General features: G+C 62.9%; 6 protein-coding genes. 2 read left to right on the forward strand and 4 right to left on the reverse strand.

Annotated features, from left to right (window positions below):
* The first annotated feature begins 5 nt into the window (after positions 1-5).
* Positions 6-11,837: an amino acid adenylation domain-containing protein gene (locus ACIQYU_RS06680; RefSeq protein WP_402798623.1), complete on the forward strand. Its 11,832-nt coding sequence runs from the start codon at positions 6-8 to the stop codon at positions 11,835-11,837.
* A 268-nt stretch (positions 11,838-12,105) separates the two neighbouring features.
* On the opposite strand, the gene ACIQYU_RS06685 is transcribed toward ACIQYU_RS06680, so the two are convergent.
* Both ACIQYU_RS06685 and ACIQYU_RS06690 read right to left on the reverse strand, forming a co-directional pair.
* Positions 12,106-14,559 (reverse strand): TonB-dependent siderophore receptor, encoded by a 2,454-nt coding sequence (locus tag ACIQYU_RS06685; protein ID WP_402798625.1) that lies wholly within the window; start codon positions 14,557-14,559, stop codon positions 12,106-12,108.
* Between the two features lie 125 nt (positions 14,560-14,684).
* A complete protein-coding gene (locus tag ACIQYU_RS06690; RefSeq protein WP_233687542.1) occupies positions 14,685-15,545 on the reverse strand; it encodes a formylglycine-generating enzyme family protein in 861 nt (286 codons plus the stop codon).
* Between the two features lie 646 nt (positions 15,546-16,191).
* Between ACIQYU_RS06690 and ACIQYU_RS06695 the strand changes: the two genes are divergently transcribed.
* Entirely contained in the window at positions 16,192-17,073 is an 882-nt protein-coding gene (locus ACIQYU_RS06695; RefSeq protein ID WP_207830857.1) for a DMT family transporter, read from the forward strand.
* Between the two features lie 3 nt (positions 17,074-17,076).
* Here the strand turns inward: ACIQYU_RS06695 and ACIQYU_RS06700 are convergent, their stop codons facing one another.
* Together ACIQYU_RS06700 and ACIQYU_RS06705 are read right to left on the reverse strand one after the other, a co-directional pair.
* Positions 17,077-17,535 (reverse strand): DUF4265 domain-containing protein, encoded by a 459-nt coding sequence (locus tag ACIQYU_RS06700; RefSeq protein WP_207830860.1) that lies wholly within the window; start codon positions 17,533-17,535, stop codon positions 17,077-17,079.
* A gap of 13 nt (positions 17,536-17,548) precedes the next feature.
* Positions 17,549-18,424, reverse strand: a complete 876-nt coding sequence (locus ACIQYU_RS06705; RefSeq protein WP_063912951.1) for a DMT family transporter — start codon at positions 18,422-18,424, stop codon at positions 17,549-17,551.
* Positions 18,425-18,433 lie beyond the last annotated feature (9 nt).

The following is an 18,433-nucleotide window of genomic DNA, read 5'->3' on the forward strand; positions in this document are numbered from 1 at the left end:
TGACTGTGCAAGAGCTGCTTGAGTCTGTAAAGCTACTGTCCACCAAAGAGCGCCAGGCCCTGGCAGCCTTGCTCAAGCAACAGGGGGTGAACCTGTATGGCGTCACCCCGATCTTCAAGCGTGAGCCTGAAGCGTCGCCGCCCCTCTCCTATGCCCAGCAGCGGCAATGGTTTCTCTGGCAACTGGAGCCTGCCGCATCGATCTATAACCTACCAGCGGCCTTGCGCCTGCAAGGTCATCTGGATGTCGAGGCGTTGCAGCGCAGTTTCGATGCGCTGATTGCCCGCCACGAAACCCTGCGCACCACCTTCAGCGAAGAAGGGCAGGGCGCCGTACAGGTCATTCACCCCGAACACACTCTGGCGCTGGATATCCAGACGCTGCAATGCGCCGACGAAACCAAGGTGCGTGAGCAGGTGGAAGCCGAGGCACGCCGCCCGTTCGATCTGCAGCAGGGGCCACTGCTGCGGGGCAAGTTGCTGCGCCTGGGCCAGAACGAGCATGTGCTGGTCGTGACCATGCATCACATCGTGTCCGATGGCTGGTCGATGCCGCTGATGATCGATGAGTTGATGCAGCTGTATGCGGGTTACAGCCAAGGCCAGGAGGTGCAGCTACCGACGCTGCCGGTCCAGTATGCCGACTATGCGATCTGGCAACGCCAGTGGATGGAAGCGGGCGAACAGGAACGGCAACTGGCGTACTGGAAGGCACAGCTTGGCGATGAGCAGCCAGTGCTCGAATTACCGACCGATCGCCCCCGTGCTGTGTCCAGTAGCCACCGAGGCGCCCGGCATGAGGTTCGGCTGCCCGAGGCCCTGGTGCATTCGCTCAGGCAGTTGGCCCAGCGTCAGGGCGCAACACTGTTCATGTTGCTGTTGGCCAGTTTCCAGACCCTGCTGCACCGCTATTCCGGGCAGTCGGACATCCGTGTCGGGGTCCCGGTTGCCAACCGCAACCGGGTGGAAACCGAACGGCTGATCGGCTTTTTCGTCAATACCCAGGTATTGCGCGCCGAGTTCGATCTGCAGATGACCTTCAGTGACCTGCTGGCGCAGGTCAAACAGCGTGCGCTGGGCGCGCAGAGCCACCAGGACCTGCCATTCGAGCAGTTGGTGGATGCCCTTCAGCCCGAACGGAGCCTGAGCCACAGCCCATTGTTCCAGGTGATGTACAACCACCAGATGCAGGCCAAGGGCAAGCAGCGCAGCGTGCCGGGGCTGCAGGTGGAGGGGTTGACCTGGGACCACGACACGGCCAAGTTCGACCTGACCCTGGACACCTTTGAATACGAGCACAGCCTCGGCGCTGCCCTGAGTTACGCGACCGACCTGTTCGATGCCGCGACCATCGAACAGATGGCACAACACTGGGTGAACCTGCTGGAGGCGATCGTGCGCCAGCCCGGGCAGCGCGTAGTCGATCTGCCGCTGGTCAGCCTGGCGCAGCAGGATCAGACCGTGCAGGCCTGGAACCCGGCCTTGACGCATTTCCCAGGCGAGCAGCCCCTTCATCAACTGATCGAGGCCCAGGTCCAAGCCGCTCCGAATGCGGTGGCGCTGGTCTGCCGCGAGCAGACCCTGAGTTACGCCGAGCTCAACCGACGGGCCAACCAGTTGGCGCACAAACTGCTGGAGCTGGGTGCCGGGCCGGATGTGCTGGTTGGCCTGGCCGTTGAGCGCAGCCTTGAGATGGTCATCGGCCTGCTGGGCATTCTCAAGGCGGGCGCTGCCTACGTGCCACTCGACCCGGAGTATCCACAGGACCGCCTCAGCTACCTGTTCGAGGACAGCGGCATACGCCTGTTGCTGACCCAGCAGCACCTGCGTGACGCGCTACCCGTACCGGCAGGCGTGCAGACACTGATGCTGGACGGCGATACCGAGTTGGCCGGCTACAGCGAAGCCAACCCTGCCTGCCAGGTGAGCGCGGACAACCTGGCTTATGTGATCTATACCTCGGGCTCTACCGGCAAGCCCAAAGGGACGCTGCTGCCGCATCGGAACGTGGTGCGGCTGTTTGCAGCTACCCGCCACTGGTTCCATTTCGACGCCAGTGACGTATGGACGGTGTTCCACTCCTACGCCTTCGACTTCTCGGTATGGGAGCTGTATGGCGCGTTGCTGTATGGCGGCCGAGCGGTCATCGTGCCCAAGGATGTGGCACGCTCCAGCGAAGACTTCCATGCCTTGCTGGTACGTGAGCAGGTTACCGTACTCAATCAGACGCCATCAGCCTTCAAGCCGCTTGTCCCGGTAGCCTGCGAGGCGGCGAAGGCCGGCCAGGGCCTGAACCTGCGATACGTGGTGTTTGGCGGCGAAGCCTTGGAGGTGAGCAGCCTCAAGCCTTGGTTCGACGTGTTTGGTGACCGCACGCCGCGCTTGATCAACATGTACGGCATTACCGAAACAACCGTGCACGTGACCTACCGGCCGATCACCCTCGAAGACTTGCAAAAGGGTGCCAGCAGCCCGATCGGCGAGGTGATTCCCGACCTGTCGTGGTACCTGCTCGATGCGGCATTGAACCCGATCATGCCGGGCTGCACAGGTGAAATGCTGATTGGCCAGGCGGGCCTGGCGCGGGGTTATCACGGTCGCCCCGGGTTGACCGCCGAGCGCTTCGTGCCAAATCCCTTCGATGACAACGGTGGCCGCCTGTACCGTTCGGGCGACCTGGCCCGTTACCGTACCGACGGGGTCATCGAATACATCGGGCGTATCGACCATCAGGTGAAGATTCGCGGTTTCCGTATTGAGCTGGGTGAGGTCGAAGCACGCTTGCTCGAACAACCTGCGGTGCGCCAGGTAGCGGTGCTGGCGGTGGATGGCGCCAGTGGCAAGCAACTGGTGGGCTACGTGGTACCCGTCGACGCTGGCATGCTGCAGGGGGCTGAACAGCAGGCCGTGTTGCGTGACAGCCTGCGCGCCGAACTGAAGGCCAGCCTGCCTGAACACATGGTGCCCGCGCATCTGCTGTTCCTGGAGCAGCTGCCACTGACCGCTAACGGCAAGCTCGACCGCAAGGCCCTGCCGGCGCCGGACGCCAGCTTGCTGCAGGGTGAATACCTCGCGCCGCAAACCGAGCTGGAGCAGCAGATCGCGGCGATCTGGGCCGATGTATTGAAGTTGGAGAAGGTTGGCCTTGCCGATAACTTCTTCGAGTTGGGCGGCGACTCGATCATGTCGCTGCAGGTGGTCAGCCGTGCTCGTCAGCTGGACATCCAGTTCACCCCCAAGGAACTGTTCCAGTACCAGACTGTGCAGGGGCTGGCGGCGATTGCACGACGAAACACCGGTACTGCAATCGATCAAGGGCGGGTGGAAGGCAGCATGCCGCTGACTCCGATCCAGCACTGGTTCTTCGAATCGGACATCGTCGAGCGGCATCACTGGAACCAGTCGGTGATGCTGCGCGCCAGCGAGACGCTGGATGAACACCACCTGCAAGCAGCGTTGCAATCGCTGGTCGAACACCACGATGCACTACGCCTGCAGTTCGTCCAGGAGCATGGCCGTTGGCAGGCCAGCTTCGGCGGTGCCGGGCAGGCTCTGTTGTGGCGTCGAGAGGTGGCAGATGCTGGGGCGCTGACATCGTTGGCCAACGAGGCCCAGTGCAGCCTGAACCTGGAGCACGGCCCGTTGCTGCGTGCCGTTCTGGCCGACTTGCCGGACGGCAGCCAACGCCTGTTGCTGGTCATCCATCACCTGGTTGTGGACGGCGTGTCCTGGCGGGTGCTGCTGGAAGATCTGCAGCTGGCCTACCAGGCGTTGCGCAGAGGCGAGCTGGTGCAATTGCAGGCCAAGACAACGTCATTCAAAGCCTGGGCCGAGCAGTTACGGGGCCATGCGACTAGCGCAGCGCTGCAAGCGGAGCTCGGCTATTGGCAGGCGCAACTGCACGGCGCCAGCGATGTCCTGCCGTGCGACCGCCCACAAGGCAGCAACCTGGGGCGGCATGCCACCTCGGTCAGTACCCGCCTTGACCGCGAGCTGACCCGGAAACTGCTGCAGGACGCACCGGCAGCCTACCGCACACAGGTCAACGATCTGTTGCTGACAGCACTCGCCCGGGTGATCAGCCGTTGGACGGGTAACGCCGATGTGCTCGTGCGCCTGGAGGGCCATGGGCGTGAAGACCTGTTCGAGGGGGTCGACTTGAGCCGCACCGTGGGTTGGTTCACCAGCATGTATCCGGTCAGGCTCAGCCCACAGGCCGGAATGGCCGATTCGCTCAAAGCCATCAAGGAGCAGCTGCGCGCGGTGCCCAACAAAGGGCTTGGGTATGGTCTGCTGCGCTACCAGGGCGACGCCGAGGCGCAGGCGATCCTGGCGGCCTTGCCGCGTGGCGAGATCGTGTTCAACTACCTCGGCCAGTTTGACGCCAGCTTCGACGAGCAAGCGGGGTTGTTTGAGCCAGCCAAGGAGTACCCTGGCTCCACCTGTGACGAAGATGCGCCGCTGGGCAGCCTGTTGGCACTGAACGGGCAGGTGTATGGAGGTGAACTGAAACTGGGCTGGAGCTTCAGCCGCGAAGTGTTCGACGAGGCTACTGTCCAGCACCTGGCCGACGATTATGCGCAAGAGCTGGCGCTGCTTATCGCCCATTGCAGCCAGCCACAGCACCGTGGCGTCACGCCCTCGGACTTCCCGCTGGCCTTCCTGACGCAGGCGCAGCTGGACAACCTGCCCGTGCAGGTCGAGCAGGTCGCCGATCTCTATCCATTGTCGCCGATGCAGCAGGGCATGCTGTTCCATACCCTGTACGAACAGCAGTCCGGTGACTACATCAACCAGATGCGCGTGGATGTCCAGGGGCTGGACGTGGAGCGCTTCCACCAGGCCTGGCAGGCGGCGGTGAATAACCACGCTATCCTGCGCAGCAGTTTTATCTGGCAGGGTGAGTTGGAGCAGGCCGTGCAGGTGGTGCACAAGGAAGTTGTGCAGGCGCTGGTCGAGCACGACTGGCGCGGCCAGTCGGCATTGGAACAGGCACTGCAAACCTTGGCCGAGGGTGACCGCCAAGCTGGTTTCGCGCTAGACCAGGCACCACTGCAACGGCTGACGCTGGTGCGCACGGCGGATGACTGCCACCATTTGATCTACACCAACCATCACATCCTGATGGATGGCTGGAGCACTTCACGCCTGCTGGGAGAGGTGCTGCAGCGTTATGCCGGGCGGCAGGTCACGGCACAGACGGCACCATATCGCGACTATATCGCTTGGCTGCAGCGCCAGGACGCAGCGGCAGCCGAAGCGTTCTGGAAGGCTCGGTTGGCGCCGCTGGGGGAGCCGACCCGGCTGTCCCAGGCGGTGCGCCGAGGCGCTCCACCGCAGCAAGGCCAGGGTGAGCACTATCAACTGTTCGATCGCGAGATAACCCAGCGAATCGAAGGCTTCGCGCGTGCCAACCGGGTTACCGTCAATACCCTGGTGCAGTCTGCCTGGTTGCTGTTGTTGCAACGCTACACCGGGCAGCCTGCCGTATGCTTTGGTGCCACCGTGGCGGGGCGCCCTGCGGACCTGCCGGGGGTGGAGGAGCAGATCGGCCTGTTCATCAATACCTTGCCGGTCATCGGTGCGCCGCGCAGCGAGCAGACCGTGGCCGAATGGGTTGCCCAGGTGCAGGCCTGCAACCTGGCCATGCGCGAGTTCGAGCATACTCCGTTGAACGAGGTGCAGCGCTGGGCCGGCCTGGGCGGCGAATCGCTGTTCGACAGCCTGCTGGTGTTCGAGAACTACCCGGTTTCGCAGGCTCTGCAAGAGGGTGCACCAGAGGGGCTGCGCTTCGGTCCGGTGGCCAACCTGGAGCAGACCAACTACCCCCTGACCCTGGCCGCCACCTTGGGTGAGACCCTGTCCATCCAGTACAGCCACAACCGCGCCAACTGGGACGATGTGGCTATCCAGCGCTTGGCCGAGCATTTCGGCAATCTGTTGCGGGCACTGGTCGATGATGCTACGACGGCTATTGGTGAGCTGTCGTTGCTGGGTGGGGCCGAGCGCCAACGGGTGCTGCATGACTGGAACCCTAGCGCGGCAATTACCCCGTCCGGCATGTGTGCTCACCAGTTGTTCGAGGCGCAAGCCCGTGAGCGACCCGATGCGTTGGCGCTGGTGTTCGGTGAGGAGCAATTGACCTACCGCGAGCTGGACCTGCGCACCAATCGCCTTGCGCACTTGCTGGTTGCGCACGGTGTTACTGCCAACAGCCTGGTGGGCGTTGCTGCCGAACGCGGCCTGGCACTGGCCGTGGCGTTGGTTGCCATCCACAAGGCCGGCGCGGCTTACGTGCCACTGGACCCGGACTACCCACAGGACCGCCTGGCCTACCTGATCCAGGACAGCGGCATTGGCGCGCTGCTGGGCGACGCTGAGGCCATGGCGCGCATGCCGGTGCCTGCAGGCCTGCCATGCATCGACCTGCAGCCGGGTGAGCAGTGGCTGCAAGCTTTTAGTGAGCAGTCGCTGCCCTGCGAGGTTTCGCTCGACAGCCTGGCCTATGTTATCTACACCTCAGGTTCCACCGGCATGCCGAAGGGCGTGGCCATTGCTCACCAAACGCTGTCGGTGTTTTGTGACGTCGCCAGTGTCTACTCGCAGTTGACCCCGCAAGACCGGGTACTGCAGTTCGCCACATTCAGTTTCGACGGGTTCATCGAGCAGTTCTTCCCACCGTTGTCGCGTGGTGCGTGCGTGGTGATGCGCGACCAGCAGCTGTGGGACACCGACACCTTCAGCGAGCAGGTCATTCGCCATGGCGTCACCGTGGCTGACCTGCCAGCGGCCTACTGGCGTTTGCTGGCGCTGGATCGCCGCGCTGCGCACACCTATGGCCGTTTGAAACAGATCCACGTCGGCGGTGAGGCCGTGGCCCTGGACGGGCTGCAGGCATGGCTGGAGGATGGGCCGGTGCAGGTACGCTTGCTCAATACCTACGGCCCCACTGAGGCTACTGTGGTCGCTACCACCTATGATTGCTCGCGTCTGGCACAGGTGCCCGGCGCGCAGAACGGCGTGCCGATCGGTCGTGCGCTGGCCGGGCGCGTCATGCGTGCCCTGGATGATGGCCTGTCGCCTACGCCAATCGGTGTGTCGGGTGAACTGTACATCGGTGGTGACGGCTGCCTGGCTCGTGGCTACCACCAGCGGCCGTCGCTGACCGCCGAGCGCTTCATTCCGGACCCGCTGGCTGAAACACCGGGCGCGCGCCTGTACCGTACCGGTGACCTGGGATACTTCGACGAGCAGGGTGAGCTCGCCTACCGTGGCCGGGCCGATCATCAGGTGAAGGTACGTGGCTTTCGCATCGAGCTGGGCGAGATCGAGCAACACTTGCAAGCGCATCCACAGGTCCGCCAGGCAGCGGTTATCGCCGCCGACCATGCAGGCGTCAAGCAGCTGTGCGGATATGTGGTGCCTGTTGACCAAACCGTTGAAAGTGCGGATTTGTGCGCGGCGCTGAAGCAGGCACTGAAGGCCAGCCTGCCGGACTACATGGTGCCGACCTACCTGATGCTGCTCGAGCGCATGCCCATGACCCCGAGTGGCAAGCTTGACCGCAAGCAGCTCCCGGGTATCGACCAGGCGCAGGCGCACAGTGAGCATGTGGCACCGCGTAATGCGCTTGAGCGGCAACTGGCGGATATCTGGGCTGGCGTGCTGAAAGTGGCGCAAGTCGGGATTACCGACAACTTCTTCGAGCTAGGTGGCGATTCGATCATTTCGATTCAGCTGGTCAGCCGCGCGCGCCAGGCGGGTATCCGCTTTACGCCCAAGCAACTGTTCCAGCACCAGACGGTGGAACTGCTGGCTGGCGTTGCAGAAGTTGGCGTGCAAGTTAGCGATGATCAGGTCACAGGCAGCCAACCGGTATCCTTGGCTGGCCTGACCCAGGCGCAGCTGGATCGGCTGCCGGTACCCGTGGAGCAGATTGACGATATCTACCCTCTGTCACCGATGCAGCAAGGCATGCTGTTCTATAGCGCCCAGGGTGGGGACGCGGCGCTCTACCTCAACCAGACGTCGGTAGCGGTTGACGGCCTGGATATCGAGCGTTTTGCAGAGGCCTGGAAACAGGTGGTGGCGCGGCATGACATCCTGCGCACCGGGTTCTGGTCCGACGCGCAACTGACACAACCGATGCAAATCGTTCATCGCCATGCCGAACTGTCGATCCGGGTGCTTGACTGGCGTGACCGTGAGGTCGAGGCCGCGGCTTTGCAGGCCTTGGTCGACAGCGACGCCGAGCAGGCCTTCGACATGTCGCAGGCCCCGTTGATGCGGATAACGCTGGTGCGTCTGGATGGCCAGCGCATGCAACTGATCTGGACCCGTCATCACATCCTGATGGATGGCTGGAGCAACTCGCGCCTGCTGGGTGAAGTGTTCCAGGCCTATCATGGACAGGCGCTGGACACGCTTGTACCGCGCTTTGGCGACTACATCCGCTGGCTCGAGGCACAACCTCAGGCCGAGCTCGAGGCGTTCTGGACGCGCAAGCTTGCCGCGCTGGAAAGCCCAACTCTGCTGGAGCAGGCGTTGCTGCCACGGCCGGATGCCAACCTGTCAGGGCATGCAGCGCTCTACCTGCATTGGGATGCCCAGCGTACCCAGCGCCTGCGTGCTCTGGCTCAGCGCCTGCGGGTAACACCCAATACCTTGGTGCAGGCCGCCTGGTTGCTGCTGTTGCAGCGCTACAGCGGGCAACAGGCTGTCTGTTTCGGCGCTACCGTGGCCGGCCGGCCGGCGAACCTGCCGGGTGTGGACAACATGCTCGGCTTGTTCATCAATACGCTCCCCGTCGTGCAGGCGCCTGCCGCACATTGGCGCGTCAGCGACTGGCTGCGGCAACTGCAGGACTACAACCTTGAGTTGCGTGACCACGAACATGCGGCGTTGTCGAATGTTCAGCGCTGGGCCGGGCGCCCGGGGCAACCGTTGTTCGATAGCATCATCGTGTTCGAGAACTACCCGCTGGACGATCGTCTGCACGACAGCAGCGATAACGCCTTGCAGTTTGGCGCCGTGACCGAGCGAGGTGTGACCAACTATGCAATGGACCTTGCCGTACACCTGACCGATGTTCTCTCGGTGGAGTTCATGTACCTGCGTGGCAGCTTCAGTGAGGCCGCTACCGCGGTTATCCGTGGCAGCTTCGAGCGCCTGCTCGAAGGTATGCTGGACAACCCGAATGCCGCCCTGGGCTGCCTGCAAATGCTGACATCAGGGCAAGTGCAGCAGGCCAACGAGCGCAACCTGATGGTGCCAGGCACAGCGGATGTGCCGGGTTTGGCCCAACGTATCGCCGAGCACGCTCGACTGCAGCCTGATGCCCCGGCAGTGGTCTGCGCTGGTCAGCAGTTGAGCTATGCGCAGCTTGACCAGCGTGCCAACCGCCTGGCGCACCACCTGCTTGCCCTGGGTGCCAGGCCGGAAACCACGGTTGGTATTGCCCTGGAACGCTCGGTAGAGGTGATTGTCGCCTTCCTCGCGGTGATGAAGACCGGTGCTGCCTACGTACCGCTGGACATCGATTATCCTCAGGAGCGTTTGCAGTGGATCGTCGAAGACTCGGCCATGCACTTGCTGCTGACCAACAGTGCCTTGCGCGAGCGTTTCACCGAGGTGGAACAGTGCGTCGAGCTTGACCGCCTGGAGCTGGCAGGCCTGCCTGCCAGTGTGCCGCACGTGCCGGTGCTGGACGACAACCTGGCCTATCTGATCTACACCTCTGGCTCGACAGGCAAGCCCAAGGGCGTGGCAGTCAGCCACGGGCAGATCCGTATGCATTGCCAGGCCATTGTTCAGCTTTATGAGATGGACGAAAGCACACGTGAGCTACTGTTCATGTCGTTCGCTTTCGATGGCGCCCAGGAGCGCTGGCTGTCGACGCTGTCGTCAGGTGGCTGCCTGGTGGTCCGTGGCAATAGCCTGTGGACTGCGGAGGAAACCTGGCAAGTCCTCCATGAGCAGCGCATCGATATCGCCTGCTTCCCGCCGGCCTATCTGCAACAGTTGGCCGAGTTCGGCGAGAGCCAGCAACAGGCTGCGCCGCCTGTGCGCATTTACTGCTTTGGTGGCGATGCGGTGCCCGATGCCCTGTTCGAACTGGTCAAGCGTTCGCTACGGCCGCAATACCTGACCAACGGCTACGGGCCTACCGAGACGGTGGTCACGCCGTTGCTGTGGAAGGTATCGGCCATGCAGTCCTGCCAGGCAGTGTATGCGCCGATCGGTGATCGGGTCGGCCTGCGTACCCTGCATGTGCTCGATCAAGACCTCAATCCACTGCCTGATGGCGTGGCGGGTGAGTTGTACATCGGTGGAGAAGGGCTTGCGCGGGGCTATCACCAGCGTGCGGCGCTTACCGCCGAGCGCTTTGTCGCCGACCCGTTCGCCGACGGTGCGCGCCTTTACCGTACCGGCGACCGCGTACGCCGCCGTGCCGATGGCACCGTCGACTTCATCGGCCGACTCGACAACCAGTTGAAGATTCGCGGGTTTCGCATCGAGCCAGGCGAGATCGAAGCACGCCTGCGCAACCTGGCTGGGGTGCGCGATGCAGTGGTAGTGGCGCGTGAAGGTGCCACCGGCAAGCAACTGGTTGGATATGTGGTCAGCAGTAGTGTGGTCACCACGCCGGCACAATTGCGCGAAGCCCTGCGTGCGGAGCTGCCGGATTACATGGTGCCAGCGCAACTGGTGCTGCTTGATGCGATGCCCCTGACACCCAACGGCAAGATCGACCGCAATGCGCTGCCGGCACCTGATTTTGTAGGGCAGCGCCTGCGTCTTGCGCCGCGCAACGAGGTCGAGCAGGCCTTGGCGCAAATCTGGCAAGAGGTGCTGAGTGTTGAGGAAATCGGTATGGACGACAATTTCTTCGAGCTGGGTGGCGATTCGCTACGGGTGCTGAAAATGCTCTCCAAAGTGCGTGGGCACAGCGGCTTGCAGTTGGACCTGAAGTTGCGTGACGTAATGGCCAGACCGACCATTGGTGAGCTGTCGGGCTACTCGGCTACTGAAGCCAGCCTGGACCCGGTGCTGTTGCTCAATACCCGTATCGCCAGTGGCACGCCGCTGTTCTGCCTGCATGCAGGCTTCGGCACGGTGTTCGACTACGAGCCTCTGGCGCGTCGCCTGGAAGGTGTGTGCAGTGTCTATGGCGTGCAGTGCCGCATGCTGCTGGACCGCACGTGGCAGGACGAGTCGCTGCAGGCGATGGCTATCGACTATGCGCAGTACATCCGCCAGAAGCAGCCTGAAGGGCCGTATCGGCTGGTTGGCTGGTCGCTGGGTGGCACCTTGGCGGTGCTGGTAACCCAGGAGCTGGAGCGACAGGGGCAGGCAGTGGCATTGCTTGGCTTGGTGGACAGCTTTGTGCCAAATGCGTCACATGCTGAGGTGGTCGGGGACTGGAAGGACGATTTGCAGGGTTTCCTCAGCGTGTTGCTGGGCGTACCCAAGCAACAGCTGGCAGTGCCCGCCGTGGCCGTGGGTACTGATGTTCAGTCGCTGCAGGGCGTTATTGGGCAGATACGCGCCGCGCAGGCCGGCCAGTCACGTTATGCCGATATCGACAGTGCCGAATTGGCCCACACATTTGTGGTGGCGATGCGCTTGAAAGCCTTGTCGGCGAACCTGACCAGCCTGCCACGGACCCGGGCATTGGCAACCTGCTGGTGGGCTGGCCAGGATAGCGACCCGGCCTGGACTTTCGAAACAGAGGGGAACCATGCGGTCGAGGCGGGGCACTATGACATTCTCAGGCAGCCTGAAGTGATCGAAGGCTTGGCCATGCACTGGACGATGGAGGACGCCATGGCCGATTGAAGGACGCTGACGGGCTGACCTGATGTCATCACCCATCGCCCCGCACTGGCAGCCTGGAAGCTGCTGATGCGGGGCGATGTCGTTTGCTCACAGGGTTGACGTAGCCTTGCACCCCTCGGGGCTGCGCTTGCACGGACAGGAATGACTTGCAAGGGCGGCACGCAATGTGTGGTAGCAAGGGGAGAGGAAACAGCAGAGGGCGCAGGGAGGGCGAAGCGGGGTAAGTGTGGCCAGACCCGGTGTATGTCCCGGGTCTGGCCTGTGCGGCTTAGAAGTCGTAGCGCAGAGTCACCGTGGCGTTGCGCGGCGCACCGTAGTGGCCGTAACTGCCTGCCATGCCTGCGTAGTACTTCTTGTCGAAGAGGTTGTTGACGTTCAGCGTGGCCGCCAGGTTCTGGTTGATACGGTACCGAGCCATCAGGCTGGCGACGTAGTAGTCATCCTGGGTGACGTGGCCGTTGTAGCGCGGATACTGCAGTGTGGACTTGGAGTTCCAGTTCACGCCACCGCCCAAGGTCAGCTTGTCCCAATCGCCTGGCAGGCGGTAGGTGTTCCAGAAGCGGAATGTGTCCATCGGCAGTTGGGTGGTCTGGCGAACGCCATCTGCGTCCTCGGTACGGGAATGACTGTAGCCGGTATAGACGTTCCAGCCAGGCAGTACTTCGCCCGAGAGTTCCAGGTCCACGCCTTTGGTCTCTGCACCGTCAATCGCTTTGAAGGCATTGCCGCCGGTCGGCGACTTTTCGGTGGTCTCCTCGGCGAAGTTGTCCCTTTGTACCAAGTAGACGGCAACGTTGGCGTTGACACGGCCATCCAGGAATTCACCCTTCCAACCCATTTCGTAGTTCTTGCCGACCTCCGGGTCAAGAGGTTTGCCGCTGGCGTCGATATTGCTCTGTGGTTTGAAGATATCGGTATAGCTGACGTACACCGATTGCTCTTCTGTCAGGTCGTAGACGAGACCGGCATACGGCGTCACTACTCCATGCTCTTTCTGGGTATCAGGCGTGATTGGTTTACCGATGATGCCCAGGCTGTAGTCGAAGCGGTAGTCGGAAGCACGCGCACCCAGAATCAGGTGCAGGTCGTCAGTGAAGTTGAACCGTCCGGCGACGTAGTAGCCGCTCTGGCGGTTGAAGATATCGAATTTGATGCTTGGCGAAAGCTCGTCTTTGCCTGGCTTGGGCGTCACGTTTTCCCAAGTGAAGTAATTGATTTTCTGGTCAGGGCCGGCGTATTCGCGGTGCTTGTTCTCATACTCCAGGTAGTTGTAGCCGAAAATGAGTTCATGAGATTGTCCAAACAACTGGAAAGGCCCTTGGAGGGAAACGTCAGCAGCTTTCTGGTATTGGTCCGCCGATGCAACGCCAGCGTTGATGGTCGTCGAGCCATCAGGTTCCAGGTACGACCTGTTGGTTCTGGTAGAAATATAGGAAGAGAACGTGTCGCGATCGACGTCCATGTACAGAGTGGAAACTTTCAGTTGCCAATCGTTGGCCAGTTGCTGCTCAAGCGTCAGTGTGTAGTTGGTGGTTTCGTAGTCATCGTAACCCCAGCGAGCATCGGAACTTTTCGAGCGGGAAAAGTTGGTGGGCTGGCCGTTGGTGAAAATCAGCGGAACGCCTGAGGCGCCATTGACCTTGTAGGTCTGTCGGTCGATACCGAAACGAACCAGGGTGGTGTCGGTAAGGTCCGCTTCCAGTACGCCGTACAGGATGCTGCGGTCCTGGGTGTACCAGTCCATGAAGGTGTGGTTGTTCTGCTGTGCGGCGACAAAGCGTCCGCGTACGTTGCCTTCTTCGGTCAGTGGGCCGGAAACGTCCGCTTCTGCGCGGTAGTAATCCCAGGAACCAGCGCCGCCCTGGATATAGGACTTGAACTCCCGCGTCGGGCGTTTGCGGATCAGGTTGACAACGGCACTGGGGTCGCCGGCACCGGTCATCAGGCCCGTTGCACCGCGGACGATCTCCACCCGGTCATACAGGGCCACATCCAGCAAGGTGCTGGGCATGTTACGGGTCTGGTTATCCTGAAACGTGGTGACGCCATCGAACTGGTAAGTGTTGATTGCGCTGCCGCGAGAATAGATGTTGAAGCGCTCGCCCCCATCCTGGGACATGGTAATGCCAGGGGTCTCTCTCAGCACGTCGGTCATGCTGCTCAGGTGCTGGTCATCCATGCGTTGGCGGGTCACCACCGTGATGGTTTGCGGCGTCTCACGGATCGACAGGTTCATCTTGGTGGCGGTGTTGGTCACACCGGTGGTGTAGGAACCCGTGCCTTCGGTAGTGGCACCAAGCCCCACGCTATTGACGTTGGTTGCCGAAAGCTCGACCTGGCCGTCCTGTGCCGCCGAACCGGCTGTCACTGTCACGGTGTTGCCATCGATCTGGTAACGCAGCCCGGTGCCTTGCAGTAATGTCTGCAGCGAAGACTGCAGGTCATGCCGGCCCTCGAGGGCCGTGGAACGTAACCCGCTGATGTCCTCCGGGCTATACAGCAACTGGGTATCGGTCTGTCTGGCCAGTGCCTGCAACGCCGAGTTCATCGACTGCGCGGGAATATCCAGGGTCCACTCCTGCGCCTGCACCTGGGCGACCATTGCAGCGGATATCGCCAGGCCCACACCGATGCGTGTGAACGCGCGTTGGGGACGAAGGGAATGACGGATCAGTAATGCTTTGGCAAGCGGGTTGAGCGAGCCGGGGAGGGACTTGGACATCTATTGCGGTCTCGTTGGCAGAGGGTTTTTTCTATGTCAGCTATAGGACGCAGCACCTGTGAAAAACCGGAACGATTCTTATTGACGATTTTTTTAACCGATGCTGCGTTAACCGCGTCACAACTTCACAGTTCGCGTGCTACGCGAAAGCCGAGGAAGTCACCGCGGGTGGTCTTGAGGCGGTCGTTGCGGTTGGCCGAGCGGGAGAAGATCGGCGGTTCGCCCCAGTCGTTGCCACGCATGTGCGCGCGGATGCACGTGGGGTCCTGGATCCAGGCACTGCCGTCGGTGGGGGCGCCTTCGTAGCTGTCGTGGTAGCAGTCGGCGACCCATTCGTAGACGTTGCCGTGCATGTCGTACATGCCGAAGGCATTGGGCGGGTAGCTGCCCACCGGGGCGGTGAAGGTATGACCGTCCTTGGGGCCATAGGTGTTGGCGTGCTTGCTGATCTCGTACTTGCCCGGTTCGTCGAAGGGGAAGGGGAACGGGCCGCTGGAGCCGGCACGGGCGGCATATTCGCGTTCGGCTTCGCTGACCATGCGGTACGGCTTGCCGGTGGTTTTCGCCAGCCATTGGGTGTAGGCCTGCACTTCGTCGTAGTCGACGCACACCGCCGGCTGGCGGGGGCCTTGCTTGTAAGTGGGCTTGCTGGCTTCGCACCAGCGGCCGGGGCGGTCGTCGCCGCTCTTGATGACGGTGCCGGTGGCCTTGATATAGGCGTCCAGTTCGCCGGCGGTGACCTGGTAGCGGCTCATGGCAAAGGGCTTGGCGAAGGTCACGGTGTGCAGCGGGCCCTCGTCGGGCTGGCGGCCGACTTCGTCGTCGGGGGCCCCCATCACGTAGCTGCCGGCGGGCAGCACGACCATCTCGGGGCAGTCCTTGCAGTCTTTGAACACGTCGCCGGGCTTGGCGGCGTGGGCGTAGGCGCTGACCAGCAGCAGGCAGGTGATCTGGGCTGGCCGGTAGAGCCAGGCGGTTACGTTCATCGGTGGTCCTCGAAACGGGTGAATGCGGGCTGCGTTTCGCATTCAGACGAATCGGGGCGGTGAAAAATTAACCAATAGAGATGCGATCCCATGGTCGCGGCTGGCTTGAAGAAACTGGAGGGTTGCCTGAACCTCCTGTGTGCGGGTTTATCGAGGCGTCGAACCGCCGCGAACAGTCCGACGCAGTGAATGGCACCGGCTGCGCCGGTGTTCGCGGGTGAACCCGCTCCCACAGGGATCGCGGCAGCTTCAAGACAATGAGCAGGCAGTTGCCCTACTGGCGCGAGGGTGAGTTTGGGGAGGTTGCCAGCTGCCTGGCACCGGGCTATAGTCCAGCCCATTGTTCTTTTCCCGAAGACCTGTTCATGCCAGCCAGCCCTTCCACCACAAGCTTTGCCATCGCGCCAGTCGCGGGCATGGTCGTGCGTGGCTGCCAGCAGCCGGCGATGATCAGTCACTATCCACCACCACCTGTCAGTGGCGTCGTAGGCGGCGTAGCTCCGCCTCCTTGCGTGGTCGTGCTGGGCTGATCGGCTTCTGGCCGCATCCCTTCGCACACGCAACCTACTGAACACGGTCGGCGACTTCCCACGCTGAAGCACACGCCGTCCGTCTGGCTTATTCGCCTTATATCAGGTGGCAATACATGTCTGTCCTTAGCAAAGCATCCGTGGCCTCGGCGGCCACGACCAGCCTGTTCGTCCTGCTGTGGAGCAGTGGGGCGATCGTCTCCAAGCTGGGCCTGGCGCATGCCAGCCCGTTCGCCTTCCTGCTGTTGCGCTCGGCGCTGGCCCTGGCCGGCCTGCTGCTGATCGGCCCGCTGCTGGGGCTGCGCTGGCCGCGCAGTCGCGGGGCCATCCTGCGGGCCCTGGGCACCGGCTGCGTGTTGCTCGGCGCCTACCAGATCTTCTACCTGCTGGCGCTCGCCACCCATGTCACTCCCGGCGTGATGGCCACGGTGATGGGGGTACAACCGATCCTGACCGTGGTACTGATGGAACGCCAGCGCTCCTGGAGCCGCCTGTTCGGCCTGGGGTTGGGGCTTGGCGGGTTGATCATGGTGGTCTACCAGGGCATCAACCTGGGCGGGGTGTCGCTGGCGGGGATGCTGTTCGCCTTGCTGGCGCTGGCCAGCATGACCTTTGGCTCGATCCTGCAGAAGCGCATCACCGACAACCCCATGGGCACGCTGCCGCTGCAGTACCTGGCCGGCTTTGCCATGTGCGCGCTGTTCGCGCCGCTGCAGCCGCTGCATGTGGAATGGACTGGCGGTTTCGTCGGCGCGCTGCTGTGGATGGGGCTGGTGGTCTCGCTGCTGGCGACCCTGCTGCTGTACCGGCTGATCGCCAAGGGTAACCTGGTCAATGTCACCAGCCTGTTCTACCTGGTGCCGGCAGTGACCGCGGTGATGGACCTGCTGATCTTTGGCAACCGCCTGGCGCCGCTCAGCCTGCTGGGCATGGGGCTGATCGTGGTGGGCCTGCTGTTCGTGTTCCGCAAGCCCGCCGCGCGCCTGGCCGAGGCGTAGGCCCTAGCGGAATTCTTCGGGGATGGCGTGGCGTAGTACGCCTTCCTCGAAGTCCAGCAGGCCGGCTTCGCGCTGGGTGAGCAGGTAGTAGAGCAAGGTGTCGAGCGAGCGCTGCGGCGGGACCTCGACCGCCAGCATCTTCACTGCCTGCTCGGTTTCGCAGTTGCAGCCGAAGTCGTGCAAGGCCGCGCGTACCTGGTCCAGGGTTTCCGGGGGCTTGACGATAACCCGGAACACCGAGCTGCCGCTGCTGCGGCGCAGTTCGGCGAACCAGGTTTCGCCGGCTTCCTCACGGGTGCCGATCAGGTCGCCCGGGGCGATGCCGTAGACATGGAAGGGAATGTTGTCGACGGCATAGCCGCCTTCCACGGCCTTGGCCCACAGGCCCTCGACCGAGGCGGGCGGGTAGCCGTTTTCGTCTTGCTCCAGGCGGAACAGGACTTTCTTGTACGCGCTGTTCATCCTGTACTCCGCTTCAGCTGCGCGCCGGGCGCAGCACCAGCCACAATGCCAGGCCAATCAGCAGGCCGCCGTACAGGTGCGCCATCGACAGCGGTTCGTCCAGCAGCCACGCCCCCCACAATACGCCGAATACCGGGATCAGGAAGGTCACGGTGCTGGCCTTGACCGGGCCGATCTCCTCCAGCAGGCGGAAGTACAGGATGTAGGCGAACGCTGTGCACAGCAGGCCCAGGCCCAGCAGCGACAGCCACACCTGCCAGCCGCCCCAGCTGGCCGGTGGCTGGCTCAGCGCGCTCCAGGCAAACAGCGGGCTCAGCATCAGGGTGGCGCCGAGCATGCTGCCCAGTGCCGACAGGCGGCTGTCCAGGCCGCTGACCCAGCGGCGGGCGAGGAAGCCGGCAAAGCCGTAGCAGGTAGTGGCCGCCAGGCAGGCGAGGGCGCCTTGCAGCAATGCCAGGTCCAGAGCCACCGGGCCGGCGCCGCTGAGAATGCCGACGCCGAACAGGCCCAGGAAGATGCCGCAGAGCTTGGCCAGGGTCATTGGTTCGCGGAAGAACAGCGCGCCGACCAGCACACCCATCAGCGGCGTGGTGGCGTTGAAGATTGCCGAGTAGCCGGCGGGCAACACCTGGGCGGCCACGGAGTAGAAGGTGGCGGGGATACCGGAGTTGATCATGCCCAGTACCAGGCAGGCGCCGAGCTTGCCCTGAAAGTCCCAGCGCACGCGGGCGGCGGCGAGCAGGGCGACCAGGCCCAGGCAGGCGATGGACACGCGGAAGAACGCCGTCGGCACCGTGCCCAGCTCGGGGGCGATGATGCGCATGAACAGGAAACTCGCCCCCCAGACGGCGGCAAGGGTCAGCAGGCGGGCTAGGGCGATGGGGCTCACGACGGTCTC

The sequence above is a fragment of the Pseudomonas sp. NPDC096925 genome (assembly GCF_044762545.1).
Taxonomy (GTDB): domain Bacteria; phylum Pseudomonadota; class Gammaproteobacteria; order Pseudomonadales; family Pseudomonadaceae; genus Aquipseudomonas.